14 protein-coding genes are annotated in these 14,200 nt (G+C 70.2%); 7 read left to right on the forward strand and 7 right to left on the reverse strand.

Going from position 1 to position 14,200, the window contains the following annotated elements; translation table 11 throughout:
• Positions 1–24: 24 nt before the first annotated feature.
• The 3 genes from FKN01_RS19080 to FKN01_RS19090 all read left to right on the forward strand — a co-directional run bounded on the left by FKN01_RS19080 (position 25) and on the right by FKN01_RS19090 (position 1,906).
• On the forward strand, positions 25–285 hold the full coding sequence (locus FKN01_RS19080) for a UBP-type zinc finger domain-containing protein (protein ID WP_143622187.1): 261 nt from the start codon (positions 25–27) through the stop codon (positions 283–285).
• 230 nt (positions 286–515) lie between these two features.
• Positions 516–929 (forward strand): anti-sigma regulatory factor, encoded by a 414-nt coding sequence (locus FKN01_RS19085; RefSeq protein WP_018105584.1) that lies wholly within the window; start codon positions 516–518, stop codon positions 927–929.
• Positions 926–1,906, forward strand: a complete 981-nt coding sequence (locus FKN01_RS19090; protein ID WP_398932749.1) for an RNA polymerase sigma factor SigF — start codon at positions 926–928, stop codon at positions 1,904–1,906. The genes FKN01_RS19085 and FKN01_RS19090 overlap by 4 nt, the downstream gene beginning before the upstream one ends.
• A gap of 67 nt (positions 1,907–1,973) precedes the next feature.
• On the opposite strand, the gene FKN01_RS19095 is transcribed toward FKN01_RS19090, so the two are convergent.
• Positions 1,974–2,432 carry a hypothetical protein gene (locus FKN01_RS19095; protein ID WP_398932751.1) on the reverse strand — a complete coding sequence of 153 codons (459 nt, stop codon included), beginning with the start codon at positions 2,430–2,432 and terminating at the stop codon, positions 1,974–1,976.
• A gap of 141 nt (positions 2,433–2,573) precedes the next feature.
• On the opposite strand from FKN01_RS19095, the gene FKN01_RS19100 reads away from it, so the two are divergent.
• Both FKN01_RS19100 and FKN01_RS19105 read left to right on the forward strand, forming a co-directional pair.
• Positions 2,574–3,542: a diacylglycerol kinase family protein gene (locus tag FKN01_RS19100; RefSeq protein WP_143622189.1), complete on the forward strand. Its 969-nt coding sequence runs from the start codon at positions 2,574–2,576 to the stop codon at positions 3,540–3,542.
• A 319-nt stretch (positions 3,543–3,861) separates the two neighbouring features.
• Positions 3,862–4,119 (forward strand): WhiB family transcriptional regulator, encoded by a 258-nt coding sequence (locus FKN01_RS19105; RefSeq protein ID WP_003953983.1) that lies wholly within the window; start codon positions 3,862–3,864, stop codon positions 4,117–4,119.
• 161 nt (positions 4,120–4,280) lie between these two features.
• Here the strand turns inward: FKN01_RS19105 and FKN01_RS19110 are convergent, their stop codons facing one another.
• Complete coding sequence (locus tag FKN01_RS19110) at positions 4,281–5,747, reverse strand: sensor histidine kinase (protein ID WP_143622311.1); 1,467 nt, start codon at positions 5,745–5,747, stop codon at positions 4,281–4,283.
• Between the two features lie 358 nt (positions 5,748–6,105).
• Positions 6,106–7,176, reverse strand: coding sequence for an SIS domain-containing protein (locus FKN01_RS19115; protein ID WP_143622191.1), 1,071 nt, complete (start codon positions 7,174–7,176; stop codon positions 6,106–6,108).
• A gap of 197 nt (positions 7,177–7,373) precedes the next feature.
• On the opposite strand from FKN01_RS19115, the gene nagB reads away from it, so the two are divergent.
• The gene (gene nagB / locus FKN01_RS19120) at positions 7,374–8,159 is read left to right on the forward strand and encodes a glucosamine-6-phosphate deaminase (RefSeq protein WP_143622193.1); all 786 of its coding nucleotides are present in this window, start codon (positions 7,374–7,376) and stop codon (positions 8,157–8,159) included.
• Between the two features lie 73 nt (positions 8,160–8,232).
• Here the strand turns inward: nagB and FKN01_RS19125 are convergent, their stop codons facing one another.
• The 4 genes from FKN01_RS19125 to FKN01_RS19140 form a co-directional block, all read right to left on the reverse strand.
• Positions 8,233–9,768, reverse strand: a complete 1,536-nt coding sequence (locus FKN01_RS19125; RefSeq protein WP_143622195.1) for a glycoside hydrolase family 3 protein — start codon at positions 9,766–9,768, stop codon at positions 8,233–8,235.
• A 9-nt stretch (positions 9,769–9,777) separates the two neighbouring features.
• Positions 9,778–10,644: a carbohydrate ABC transporter permease gene (locus tag FKN01_RS19130; protein ID WP_143622197.1), complete on the reverse strand. Its 867-nt coding sequence runs from the start codon at positions 10,642–10,644 to the stop codon at positions 9,778–9,780.
• A complete protein-coding gene (locus tag FKN01_RS19135; RefSeq protein ID WP_143622199.1) occupies positions 10,641–11,651 on the reverse strand; it encodes a carbohydrate ABC transporter permease in 1,011 nt (336 codons plus the stop codon). Before FKN01_RS19135 ends, FKN01_RS19130 begins: the two co-directional genes overlap by 4 nt.
• Positions 11,652–11,765: 114 nt before the next feature.
• Positions 11,766–13,064: a sugar ABC transporter substrate-binding protein gene (locus FKN01_RS19140; RefSeq protein ID WP_143622202.1), complete on the reverse strand. Its 1,299-nt coding sequence runs from the start codon at positions 13,062–13,064 to the stop codon at positions 11,766–11,768.
• Between the two features lie 281 nt (positions 13,065–13,345).
• On the opposite strand from FKN01_RS19140, the gene FKN01_RS19145 reads away from it, so the two are divergent.
• Entirely contained in the window at positions 13,346–14,116 is a 771-nt protein-coding gene (locus tag FKN01_RS19145) for a GntR family transcriptional regulator (RefSeq protein ID WP_143622313.1), read from the forward strand.
• Positions 14,117–14,200: the final 84 nt, after the last annotated feature.

Consider the following 14,200-nt stretch of genomic DNA (forward strand, 5'->3'; position numbering starts at 1 on the left):
CGCATCCGTCGTAACCTGGCCATCATGAGTGGTTGCCCGCATGTACCGGATCTGCCGCGCCCCGAGCCCGTGCCCCTCGGCGAGACCTGTCCCGAGTGCCTGGCGGCCGGCACCCACCCCGTGCAGCTGCGGCTGTGCCTGAGCTGCGGCCACGTCGGCTGCTGCGACTCCTCGCCCGGGCGGCACGCGACGGGGCACTTCGAGCAGACCGGCCATCCGGTGATGCGGAGCTTCGAACCGGGCGAGAAGTGGCGTTGGTGCTTTGTCGACGGTTCGATCGTCTGACGTCCGGGTACGTCAAACCGGCGCGCGTCGTTCGTAATTGAGCGACGCAGCCCCCTAGGCACTGTGTGTACGCGTGGACCTACCATGAGTGACAGCCACAGGGAGGGTTCCGGCGACACGGCATCATGGATGGCGATAGCGTCGCCGGGCCGAGAACCGAAGACGTACCGCATGGCTCCGGGCGTTCTTCCCGGAACCTCGAACGAGTTTGTGCCACCTTGGAGGTGAGGGTGTCCCAGATCGCAGGCGAGCCCGGGAATCAGGACTTCGTAGAGGTCCGGCTGCCCGCTGCGGGTGCCTACCTGTCGGTGCTGCGCACGGCCACGGCCGGTCTCGCAGCACGCTTGGACTTCACTCTCGACGAGATCGAGGACCTTCGCATCGCGGTGGACGAGGCGTGCGCGATCCTGCTCCAGCAGGCCGTGCCCGGCTCCGTCCTGAGCTGCGTCTTCCGCCTCATCGACGATTCGCTCGAGGTGACGGTCGCGGCCCCGACCACGGACGGCCGCGCCCCGGAGCGCGACACCTTCGCCTGGACGGTGCTCTCCGCGCTGGCCGGCAAGGTCGACTCCTCGGTCGCCGACGACCGTACGGTCAGCATCAGCCTGTACAAACAGCGCGGCGCGGGACCCGGGCCGGCGTGAGCAACGGGAACGGGGACGGTCCGGTGCGGGACGAGACGATCCGGCCAGGGGTGGTGCGTGCGGCGGGCATCCCGGATCAGCAGGCCCTGCCTCATCCGGTGGACGGGGCGGATGCGCCCCGTGCGGTGGACGGGGCGGACGGGCCCGCCGGCATTACGGTCGCGGTGGAGCAGTCGCAGGCGGAGCGGGCAGGCCAGATGAGCGAGCACGGGCACCACGATCCAAACGACCGCAGCGGGGCGCGGGCGCTGTTCATCGAGCTGGGCAAGCTGCCCGACGGTTCGCCGGAGCGGGCCGAGCTGCGCAACCGGCTGGTGCGGATGCACCTGCCGCTGGTCGAGCACCTGGCCCGCCGCTTCCGCAACCGCGGGGAGCCGCTGGACGACCTGACCCAGGTCGCCACGATCGGGCTGATCAAGTCCGTCGACCGGTTCGACCCGGACCGGGGCGTCGAGTTCTCGACGTACGCGACACCGACCGTCGTCGGGGAGATCAAGCGCCACTTCCGCGACAAGGGCTGGGCGGTGCGGGTGCCGCGCCGCCTCCAGGAGCTGCGGCTCTCGCTGACCTCGGCGACCGCGGAGCTCTCCCAGCTGCACGGCCGTTCGCCCACGGTGCACGAGCTGGCGGAGCGGCTGGGGATCTCCGAGGAGGAGGTCCTGGAGGGCCTGGAGTCGGCCAACGCGTACAGCACGCTCTCGCTGGACGTGCCGGACACGGACGACGAGTCGCCGGCCGTGGCGGACACGCTGGGCTCCGAGGACGAGGCGCTGGAGGGCGTCGAGTACCGGGAGTCGCTGAAGCCGCTCCTGGAGGACCTGCCGCCGCGCGAGAAGCGGATTCTGCTGCTTCGGTTCTTCGGCAACATGACCCAGTCGCAGATCGCGCAGGAGGTCGGCATCTCGCAGATGCACGTCTCGCGGCTGCTGGCCCGCACGCTGGCGCAGCTGCGCGAGCGGCTGCTCGTGGAGGAGTAGCGGGCGCGTGACGCGCGGGAGGCCGCCGGGGTGTTCTCCGGCGGCCTCCTCGTGTGTCCCGGGCCGTTCAGGCGTCCTCGGTGTCCGCGTCGGGCGTCGCGCCCGGCCTGCGGATGCCGAGGGCATCGATGGTGGCGGGCCTGACCAGCTGGTAGAGCGCGGTCAGCGCGACCGCCGCGAGGACGATCCCGGCGGGGATCAGCGCGCCGTGGGACCGCAGCAGCGTCCAGGCCACCGGCAGCGCGATGATCTGCGTGATGAGTGCGGGGCCCCGGCTCCAGCTGCGGCGCAGCAGCAGGCCGCGGGCGGCGAAGAGCGGGATCAGCCCCAGCGCGATGACGGTCAGCCCGCCCATCTCGGCCTGCTCGGGGCTGTCGGGCCGGCCCAGCAGGCCCATCACCAGCATGTAGATCCCGCCGATGACGAGGGCGGCGCCTTCGAGGCCGCTGATCGCGGCCACCAGGGTGATCCTGGCCGGCTTCGCGGGCTCGGCCAGGGGCGAGGGCGCGTTCTGCTGAGTACTCACCCTTGCAGGTTGGCATCCCGGCCCCGGCGAAGGAAAGCCGGGGTGGCGCGCGCCACCGCCGCGGCCCCGCGCCGTCACCGAGCGTGAGGGTCTGCGGGCAGGGCTTCGGGGGTGTACCTCGCGGTAGGTAGGCTGGCAGTCATGCGCGCACTTCTTGTGGTCAACCCAGCCGCCACCACCACCAGTGCGCGGACCCGTGACGTGCTGATCCACGCGCTGGCGAGCGAGATGAAGCTGGAGGCCGTCTCCACGGAGTACCGCGGGCACGCCCGCGACCTCGGGCGGCGGGCCGCCGACAGCGACGACATCGACCTCGTGGTGGCGCTCGGCGGCGACGGCACGGTCAACGAGGTCGTCAACGGCCTGCTGCACCGCGGCCCCGATCTGGACAACCTGCCGAAGCTGGCCGTGGTGCCCGGCGGCTCCACCAATGTCTTCGCGCGGGCCCTCGGGCTGCCCAACGACGCGGTGGAGGCGACCGGCGCCATTCTGGACGCGCTGGCGGACCGGACCGAACGCACGGTCGGCCTCGGCCTCGCGGCGGGGACTCCGGGCACGGAGGACGAATCCGTTCCGGAGCGCTGGTTCACCTTCTGCGCCGGCCTCGGATTCGACGCCGGGGTGGTGGGCCGGGTCGAACAGCAGCGGGAGCGCGGCAAGCGTTCGACCCATGCCCTGTACGTGCGCCAGGTGGTCCGGCAATTCCTGGAGGAGCCGCACCGCAGACAGGGCGTGATAACGCTCGACGTGCCCGGCGAGGAGCCGGTCACCGATCTCGCGCTTTCCATAATCTGCAACACGGCCCCCTGGACGTACCTGGGGGACAGGCCGGTCTACGCGGCCCCGAAGGCGTCCTTCGACACCGCCCTGGACGTCCTGGGCCTGCGGAAACTGTCCACGGCGGCGGTCAGCCGCTACGCCACCCAGCTGCTCACCTCGAGCCCGGAGAAGGGCCCCCGGGGCAAGCACGCCGTTTCACGGCACGACCTCACGGACTTCACCTTGCATTCAAAGGTGCCGCTGCCCTTCCAGATGGACGGTGACCACCTCGGAGTGCGTACGAGTGTGACGTTCACAGGCGTACGCCGTGCACTGCGTGTGATTGTGTGAGCGGAAGGGACCAAAGTCCTTTAACTCGAACGTTTGGACTGGCTTCCACCCTCTAGAAGTACGGCTGTGACCTAGCCGACACCGAGGAATCAAAAAAAACTTTCCAGAAGGGGTTGTATCCGCCGCCGAGGTTTGCGAATCTCTACATGGCGATCGGGACGGCCCGCAACAACGGCCTCCACTGAGAGCCAGAACCCCTCCTCACTTCACAGGACCACAACCAGTTCATCTGGGCGTCGGGCCTACACCTGCGGGGGGATTCGTGAAAGCGTTCACATTCACAAGCCACAGTACGTAACACCAAGGAGAGGTAGCAGCCATGGACTGGCGTCACAACGCCGTTTGTCGTGAGGAAGACCCGGAGCTGTTCTTCCCCATCGGCAACACCGGTCCTGCGCTGCTGCAGATCGAGGAAGCCAAGGCCGTCTGCCGTCGCTGCCCCGTCATGGAGCAGTGCCTGCAGTGGGCGCTCGAGTCCGGCCAGGACTCCGGCGTCTGGGGTGGCCTCAGCGAGGACGAGCGCCGCGCAATGAAGCGCCGCGCCGCTCGCAACCGGGCGCGCAACGCCAGCGCCTGACCGACGCCACCGCTACGAACCTCAGCGCAGGCGGCGCGTACAGCGCGTACGCACCACCCCGCCCCCCGAGTCGCAGCGCGCAGTACCCCCGAAGCGCATGCTTGACCGAAGAGCCCGGGCCGTTCACAACGGCCCGGGCTCTTCGGTGTGTACGGGCCCCGCTACTTCTCGTTGCGGACCGGGATGTCGAGGACGACCTGCGTCCCGCGCTCCGGCGCCGGGACCATGCCGAACGAGCCGCCGAGCTCGCCCTCGACCAGCGTGCGGACGATCTGCAGGCCGAGGTTGCCGGCCTTCTGCGGGTCGAATCCCTCGGGCAGACCGCAGCCGTCGTCCTGGACGGTGATGAGGAGCCGCCCCTCGCTGGGCGAGCCGCCCCGGACCGCCGAGACCTCGACGGTGCCGGACTCCGCGACGGAGAAGGCGTGTTCCAGCGCGTTCTGCAGGACCTCGGTGAGGACCATCGAGAGCGGCGTCGCGACCTCGGCGTCGAGTATCCCGAAGCGTCCCGTGCGGCGGCAGGTCACCTTGCCCGGCGAGATCTCCGCGACCATGGCGATCACCCGGTCGGCGATGTCGTCGAACTCCACCCGCTCGTCCAGATTCTGGGACAGCGTCTCGTGCACGATGGCGATCGAACCGACGCGCCGCACCGCCTCGTTGAGCGCCTCGCGGCCCTGCGGGGAGTCCATCCGGCGGGCCTGGAGGCGCAACAGGGCGGCGACCGTCTGGAGGTTGTTCTTCACCCGGTGGTGGATCTCCCGGATGGTGGCGTCCTTGGTGATCAACTCGCGCTCGCGGCGGCGCAGTTCCGTGACGTCACGCAGCAGGACCAGCGAACCGATGCGGACGCCCTTGGGTTTGAGGGGGATCGCGCGCAGCTGGATCACCCCGCCCGCGCACTCCACCTCGAACTCCCGGGGCGCGTAGCCGCTGGCCATCTTGACCAGGGCCTCGTCCACCGGGCCCCGGGACGGGGCGAGTTCGGCGGTGATCTGGCCGAGGTGCTGGCCGACCAGGTCGGAGGCGAGGCCGAGGCGGTGGTACGCGGAGAGGCCGTTGGGGCTGGCGTACTGGACGACCCCGTCGGCGTCCAGCCGGACCAGGCCGTCGCCGACGCGCGGGGACGCGTCCATGTCCACCTGCTGGCCCGGGAAGGGGAAGGCCCCGGCGGCGATCATCTGGGCCAGGTCCGACGCGGACTGGAGGTAGGTCAGCTCAAGCCGGGACGGGGTGCGGACGGTGAGGAGGTTGGTGTTGCGCGCGATCACGCCGAGCACCCGGCCCTCCCGGCGTACGGGGATCGACTCGACCCGTACGGGCACCTCCTCGCGCCACTCCGGGTCGCCTTCGCGCACGATCCGGCCCTCGTCCAGCGCCGCGTCGAGCAGCGGGCGGCGGCCACGCGGGACCAGGTGGCCGACCATGTCGTCCTGGTAGGAGGTCGGGCCGGTGTTGGGCCGCATCTGCGCGACGGAGACGTACCGCGTGCCGTCGCGGGTGGGGACCCACAGGACGAGGTCGGCGAAGGAGAGGTCGGAGAGCAACTGCCACTCCGAGACCAGCAGGTGGAGCCACTCGAGGTCGGTGTCGCTCAGGGCGGTGTGCTGGCGTACGAGGTCGTTCATGGAGGGCACGTGTGCGAGCGTACCCGTGGACGCGTGCCGGTCCGAACCGGAAGCGCCGCCCGTACGTGCGGTGAACCGGGGCCGACATCGGCGCCGCGTATGGATGGACACGGCACAGTGGTCTAGTCCACAATGCTTGATGTAGGACCTCCGCTCTCCCCGCACAGGAGAGCGGACGAGGTACCCGCGCTCTCTGCCCTGACTGCGCCGGTGCCTCTCCCCCGGCCGGGGGCACCGCACACCGCCGGCCGAGCCGGCCGCCCGCGAGGGCGGCTCCACTCCGGGCTGCGGTGCTGGTCGGGCTGAGGGTCCCGGCCCGGCGCCGCGGCCCGCGGGTCTTTCCGGGGGCTCCCCCGCCTCAGCGCGTCTCGGTGACCTTCGCGAGCGCGCGCGGCGCGTCCGGGTCCTGGCCCCGCGCGATCGTCACCTCGTACGCCAGCATCTGGAGCGGCAGGATCTCCAGGACCGGCTGGAGCTCCTCCGGCACCCCGGCCGTCGGCAGCACGAACCCCGCGGACGCCGCCGCCACCTGGGCCTCGGGCCCGACGACGAAGAGGTCGGCGCCCCGGCCGTGCAGCCGGTCCAGGACGGGCTGGAGGGCCTCGCCGCCCCGGCCGTCGGTCACCACGGCGATGACCGGCGAGATGTTGTCGACCATCGCCAGGGGGCCGTGCAGCAGGTCGGCACCGGAGTACGAGAGGGCGGGGATGTAGCTCGTCTCCATGAGCTTCAGGGCCGCTTCCTTGGCCGTGGGGTAGCCGTATCCCCGCGAGGTGATGACCATGCGCTCGGCGAACCGGTAGCGCGCGGCCAGGGCCCGCACCTCGTCCCTGCGGGCGAGCACCTCCTCCGCGAGGTCCGGCAGGACGCCGGCCGCCGCCCCGTCGCCGCCGCGCAGCCCCTCCACGAAGAGGTACAGCGAGAGCAGGGACGCGGTGTACGTCTTGGTGGCCGGCAGCGCCTTCTCGGGCCCGGCCAGGATGTCGATGTGGTATTCGGAGACGGCCGCGAGCGGCGAGTCCGGGTTGTTGGTCACCGCCAGCGTCACCGCGCCGGCCTCCCGGGCCGCCTTGGTCGAGGCCACCAGGTCGGGCGAGCCGCCGGACTGGCTGACGGTGATGACGAGGACGTCGCGGAGGTCCGGCTTCGCGCCGTAGGCCGTCGTGGTGGACATCGAGGCCAGCCCGCAGGGCAGCCCCAGCACGATCTCCAGCAGGTACTTCGCGTAGAGCGCGGCGTTGTCGGACGTGCCGCGGGCGGTGAGCAGGACGAAGCGAGGCTCGCGCGCCGCGATCCGCCCGGCGGTCTCGCGGATGGCGGGCGCGCCGCGCTCCAGGACGCGGCGGAGCATCGCGGGCTGCTCGGCCATCTCGCCGGCCATGATGCGGCCGGGCCGCTCGCCGTCACCGGCCGGGTACGTGGCGGACATGTCTGGTGCCTCCCGGGTGTCGCGATGCCCCGGACAAGTCGAACACGGGGCGCGCGGGGGCCGCCAGCGGACGACGCCCGGCGGGGCGCGTCCGGGTGCCGGTACGGGCCTCCCGGGGGAGGGTGAGTCTGCTAGATTGGAACCTTGATTGGTCTATACCACATATCGTCACTCTCGATCGGATCGGCAGGCCCCGCGTGGAAGTTGTCATCGTCCCGGACGCCAAGGCAGGCGGCGAGCTGATCGCGGGGGCCATCGGCGCCCTGCTCGGCCGCAAGCCCGACGCCCTTCTCGGCGTTGCCACCGGCTCTACCCCGCTGCCCATCTACCAGGCCCTCGCGGACCTGGTCCGCTCCGGCGCCGTGGACGCCTCGCGCGCCCGCGTCTGCCAGCTGGACGAGTACGTCGGGCTGCCGGCGGGCCACCCGGAGTCCTACCGCTCCGTGGTGCTCCGCGAGGTGGTCGAACCCCTCGGGCTCTCCGAGGACGCGTTCATGGGCCCCGACGGCTCCGCCGAGGACGTCCAGGCGGCCTGCGAGGCGTACGACAGGGCGCTGGCCGAGGCCGGCGGCGTCGACCTCCAGCTGCTGGGCATCGGCACCGACGGGCACATCGGCTTCAACGAGCCCTGCTCCTCGCTCGCCTCCCGCACCCGGATCAAGACGCTCACCGAGCAGACCCGGGTCGACAACGCGCGCTTCTTCGACGACGACATCGACCAGGTGCCGCACCACGTGATCACCCAGGGCATCGGCACCATCCTGGAGGCCCGCCACCCGATCCTGCTCGCGACGGGCGAGGGCAAGGCGGACGCGGTGGCCGCGACCGTCGAGGGGCCGGTGGCCTCGATCGTGCCCGCCTCGGCGCTCCAGCTGCACCCGCACGCGACGGTGGTCGTGGACGAGGCGGCGGCGTCGAAGCTGAAGCTGGCGGACTACTTCCGCGCGACCTACGCGGCGAAGCCGGCCTGGCAGGGGCTGTAGCCTTCGCGCTTCCGCCGTACGCGAGAGGGCCGGGACACCGCGGTGGTGTCCCGGCCCTCTCACGCGTGCGGGGTCAGCTCCCGGCGATGATCTCCGCCGCCGCCCGGCCGCAGACGCGGGCGGCGCCGTGCGTCGCGATGTGCAGCGCTCCCCGGGGCCCCGCCTGCGGGACGCCCATCTCGACCACGATGGTGTCCGGGCGCGCCGCGAGCAGCGCGTCCAGGGCCTCGCTCATCCACGCGTGGCGGTGCACGTCGCGGACCACGGCGACGACGCGCCGCTCCCCGGCCGCCCGCAGCGCGGCCTCGGCCGGGGCCTCGGAGTCGCCGTCGAAGGTGCCGGTCTCCGTGCCGGGGACGAGCCGGGTCAGCTCGGCCGCGAGGCCCCAGGGGGTCTCGTCGCCGACCGCGATGTTCGCGACCGGGGTGAAGGCGGCCACGTACGCCGGGCCGGTGAGCGGTGCGGCCTCGCCGGTCACCCTCACCGCGCGGCGGGCGGCGACCAGGCCGATGTCCGAGGCGACGCCGGTGTTCCGCGGGGTGCCGGGCGCGGTCCCCTCCTGTGCTGCCGCGCCCGGCCCCCGTACGGCCCCCCTGGCCTCCCGCGTCCAGGACGCGAGGGCCCGCACCCGTGCGGCGGCGTCGGCGAGCCGCTCCTCGGGAAGTTCACCGGAGCGCACCGCGGCGACCAGCGCGTCGCGCAGCCGCAGGACGGTGCTGTCGTCGTCGAGCCCGCCACCGACGCAGAGCGCGTCGGCACCGGCCGCGACGGCGAGGACGGAGCCGCGTTCGATCCCGTACGTCGAGGCGATGGCCTGCATCTCCACGGCGTCGGTCACGATGAGGCCCTGGTAGCCCAGCTCCTCGCGCAGCAGACCGGTGAGGATCTGGGGGCTGAGGGTGGCCGGGCGGTGCGGGTCGAGCGCGGGCAGCAGGATGTGCGCGCTCATCACCGACTTGGAGCCGGCCGCGATGGCCGCCCGGAACGGGACGAGCTCCCGGGCGTGCAGGGTCTCCAGGTCGACGTCGATGCGGGGCAGCGCGTGGTGCGAGTCGACCGCGGTGTCGCCGTGCCCGGGGAAGTGCTTGGTGCAGGCGGCGACACCGGCGGCCTGGAGGCCCTCGACGTACGCGGCGGTGTGCCGGGCGACCAGGTGCGGGTCGGCGCCGAAGGAGCGGACGCCGATGACGGGGTTGCCCGGGTTGGAGTTGACGTCCGCGGACGGGGCCCAGTTGAGGTTGACCCCGCACTCGGCGAGCCGGCGGCCCAGCTCGTGGGCGACGGCCCGGGTCAGCTCGGTGTCGTCCACCGCGCCGAGCGCCAGGTTGCCGGGGAAGGACGAGCCGTGCCGCACCTCGAGGCGGGTGACGTCGCCGCCCTCCTCGTCGATGGCGACGAGCACGTCGTCCCGCTCGGCCCTGAGCTGGGCGGTGAGCGCGGCGAGCTGCTCGGGCGTCTCGATGTTGCGGCCGAACAGTCCGACGGAGGAGAGCCCTTCGCCGACCCGGCGCAGCAGCCACTCCGGCGCCGTGGTGCCGGTGAAGCCGGGCTGCAGCACGGCGAGGGCGTCACGGGTGAGGGTGTCCGTGGTGGAGGTGAGGGTGGTCATGGGGCGGCGTTATCCCTTCACGGCGCCGGAGGTGAGCCCCGCGGCCATCTTCTTCTGCACGAACATGAAGAAGATGACGACCGGAAGAGCGATCATGGTGGACGCCGCCATCAGGGCGCCGTAGTCCGTACCGCGCTCACTGGTGAACGTCATCAGCCACACGTTGAGCGTGTACTTGGAGTTGTCGTTGATCAGGATGTAGGCGAAGAGGTACTCGTTCCACGCGTTCACCAGCGCGAAGATCGACGCGGCGGCGAGGCCGGGCGCGAGCAGCGGCAGGATCACCCGGCGGAAGGCGCCGAAGCGGGTGCAGCCGTCCACCATGGCGGACTCCTCCAGCTCCACCGGGATGTTCACCACGAAGCCGCGGATCATGATCGTCGCGAACGGCAGCGTGGAGACCAGGTAGACGACGATCAGGCTCCAGTACTCGTCGATGCCGCCCATGGCGTTGAGCTGGGCGTAGATCGGGATGAGCATCGCCGTGGGCGGCAGCATCTGGACCAGGATCAGGATCAGGACCAGGGCCTTGCGGCCGAAGAAGCGGAACCGGCCGATGGCCAGGGCCGCCAGGGTGGCGATGATCATGCCGCCGACGACGGCGGTGATCGAGACGATCAGGCTGGACTGGACCGCGGTGCCGAAGTTCGGCTGGTCCACGGCCTTGACGAAGTTGTCGAAGGTGATCGACGAGGGCCACAGGGTCTGGTCGTACGAGCGGATCTCGCGGCTGGGCCGCAAGGCGCTGATCACCAGCCAGTAGACCGGGAAGACCATGACCAGGGCGATGCCGAGGCCGAGGATGTTCAGGCCGACCCGGGTCTTCTTGCGGTCCGGGCGCAGGGCCTGGGGTGTGTCGGTCGTCGTGGTGCTCATTCGACCTCTCCCGTCTTCATGAGCTGGCGCAGGTAGTACACGGCCACCGCGGACAGCAGGAGCACCGTGATCAGGGCGATCGCGGTGCCCTGACTGAAGGAGGTGGACTCGAAGGCCTTGGAGTACGAGTAGAGGCCGAGGGTCTCGTATTCGGGTTCGGGCTTGCTGCCGCGCAGCAGCCAGATCTGGCCGAAGACGTTGAAGTCCCAGATCACCGACAGCGTGGAGACCATGCTGAAGACCGGCTTGATGACCGGCCAGGTCACGTAGCGGAAGATGCCGAAGCTGGTGGCGCCGTCGAGCGAGGCGGCCTCCTCCAGTTCCTGCGGGACCTGGGTGAGGGCGGCGTACAGCGTGACGACGACGAACGGGATGGCGCCCCAGACGACCAGCAGCGTGATGATCGCGAAGCCCTGGACCGGGTCGAGGTACCAGTTGTGGCCGAGCCAGTCGTCGCCGACGACCTTGGCGATGAGGGTGTTGATGAGGCCGTAGTCGGAGTCGGCCATGAACCGGAAGATGGAGGCGGCGACCATCAGCGGCATCGACCAGGCGGCGATCATGCAGAAGGTCAGGATGAGCCGCACCCAGTTGGACAGCCGGCGCATCAGCAGGGAGATCAGCAGCCCGATGCCCATGGTCAGCGTCACGCAGATGGCCATGAAGACGACGGTGCGGAAGGTCACCCACCAGAACTCGGAGTCCCCGAGGATGTTGGTGAACTGGTCGAAGCCGACCCAGGGTGCGGGATCACCGGTCCACAGCTCGCGCCGGCCCATGTCCTGGAACGACATGATGACGGTCTTGGCGAGGGGGTAGAGGTAGACGGCGGCGATCGCCACGATCGCCGGGAGGATCAGGAAGTAGGGCAGCAGTTCGCCCTTCTTCCGCTTCCTCTTCTGCTTCAGGGGCTTGCCGCCCTCATCGGACAGCGGGCTCCCGTCCGCCTTGGGATCACGTGGTACGGGGACCGGTGGCCCGGCGGCCTTGGTATCGGCGGCAGTCACGTGGCTGACCTTCCATCGCGGGTCCGAGGCAGCCCCCGGAAAACACGGCGTTCTTGTGCGAAAGGGGGCGGGGGCCCGGCGCGGTGCCGGGCCCCCGCCTGGCGATCAGAAGGCTCAGGCCTTCTTGTTGATCAGTGCGTCGATCTCGCTGTCGGCCTTCTTGGTGGCGTCGGCGACGGACGTGCCCTTGAGGATCTTCAGGAGCATGTTCTCCAGAATCTCCTCCTTCTCGATGGAGGCCCAGCCCGGCGCGATCGGCGTGAACCAGGCGTCCGGCACCGCGTTGGCGATGGCGGCCGTCTCGGGCTTGGCCTTCAGCGGCTCAAGCTGCTTCTCGTTGTTCGGGAGGATGTTCTTCGACGCGAGGACGTCCATGGACTTCGCGTTGGTGAAGAGGGAGATCCACTCCTGGCCGAGGTCCTGGACCTTGGACTTGGAGATGGTGGCGAGGTCGGAGCCGCCGATGAAGGACGGGAGCGCCTTGCCGTTCGGGCCGGGCATACCGGCCGTGGCGATCTTGCCGTCCAGCTTCGGGTTGCCGTTCTCGCCCGTGGTGACGCTGCCGGCCTCCCAGGCCTGGCCGTAGATGACCGCGGCCTTCTCGTTGGCCATGACGTTGGCGTGGTCCTGCTCGTCCTTCGTCTGGTCGGCCTTGTTGTACTTCTTGACCAGGTCGACGAAGTGCTGGATGCCCTTCTGCGCCTCGGGGGTGGAGAGGCTGGCCTTCCACTCCTTCGAGCCCTCGTCGTACTTGGCGATCTGGCCGCCCTCGGCCGCGACGTAGGACATCGCGGCGTACCAGTAACGGCCCGGGTAGTACAGGGACGAGGCGCGCTTGTCCTTCTTCGCGAGCTCGGCCTGGACCTTGTCCATCGCCTTGAGGAAGTCGTCCTCGTTCTGCGGGAGGGTGTCGCTGCCGGTACCGGCCTTCAGCATGTCCTTGTTGTAGACCGCCAGACGGGCACTGGCGTAGTAAGGAACGCAGTAGATCTTGCCCTCGTAGGAGCAGGTGTCCTTCAGACCCTTGATCCAGGTGTCCGAGTTCTCGTACTTCGAGGTGTCGATCTCGCCGAGCGCGCCGTTGAGGATGTACTGCATGGTCTCGGTGTTGCCGAGTTCGACAACGTCCGGGAACTTGTCGCCACCGAGGGAGGTGTCGAGCTTCTTGACCTTGTCCGCCCACTGCTGGTACTGGACCTTGACCGTGACGTTGGGGTACTTCTTCTTGAACTGGGCGTTGACGTCCTTGACCAGTTCGGGCCAGGTCGACTGGGCCTCGCCCATGAGCCAGACAGTCAGGTCTTCCTTGCGGTCCTTCGGGTCCTTCGAGGACGTCTTGTCGTCCGAACCACACGCCGCGATGGAAACCAACATGCCCGCGACGCCGATCGCCGCGATGAGCTTGCGCTTCACGCCACCCTCCTCAGGGATGCTGCAACCCCCTCCCCACCGCGCGAGAACGTCGACGAGTACCTCTGGGGCTGGGACCTGGTCTTTAATGGTTTAGACCAGTACCGGGAGCTTGGCCTAGACCTTTAGGGGTGTCAAGGGTGTATAAGAAGTGCACTCGCGTCCGTTATAGGACCGACACCTGAGGGAGGGCGACGAGCCGTGACCGGACCGTGCCACCATGTGAGCCGCGACAGACGGAGGAGCCGGTGACGGCAGCAACGCAGCAGTCGGGAAGGCGGGCCATGGGCGCCGACGGGGGCAGTTCGGAGAACGAGACGGGCACGGGCGCCGGGACGCGCACCGCGCGCGTACCGAAGTACTACCGGCTGAAGCGACATCTCCTCGACATGACCGACACCATGCCGCCGGGCACCCCCGTCCCCCCGGAACGGACCCTGGCCGCCGAGTTCGACACCTCGCGCACCACCGTGCGCCAGGCGCTCCAGGAACTGGTCGTCGAGGGCCGGCTGGAACGCATCCAGGGCAAGGGCACCTTCGTCGCCAAGCCGAAGGTCTCCCAGGCCCTGCAACTCACCTCGTACACCGAGGACATGCGCGCCCAGGGCCTCGAACCGACCTCCCAGCTCCTGGACATCGGCTACGTCACCGCCGACGACACCCTCGCCGGGCTGCTCGACATCAGCGCCGGCGGGCGGGTCCTGCGCATCGAGCGCCTGCGCCTGGCGAGCGGCGAGCCGATGGCCATCGAGACCACGCACCTCTCGGCCAAGCGCTTTCCCGCGCTGCGCCGTTCCCTGGTCAAGTACACCTCGCTCTACACCGCGCTCTCCGAGGTGTACGACGTCCGGCTGGCCGAGGCCGAGGAGACCATCGAGACCTCCCTGGCCACCCCGCGCGAGGCCGGGCTGCTCGGCACCGACGTCGGCCTGCCGATGCTGATGCTCTCCCGGCACTCGCTGGACGAGCAGGGCGAACCGGTCGAGTGGGTGCGCTCGGTCTACCGCGGTGACCGCTACAAGTTCGTGGCCCGCCTGAAGCGGCCGCTGGACTGACCCCCCGTACGCACGTCCCCCCGAACGGCCCCCGGACCCGCCCCCGGGGGCCGTTCGGCGTTCCCCGGGTCCGGATTGGACTGG

Source organism: Streptomyces sp. 130 (assembly GCF_007096885.1).
Lineage (GTDB): Bacteria > Actinomycetota > Actinomycetes > Streptomycetales > Streptomycetaceae > Streptomyces.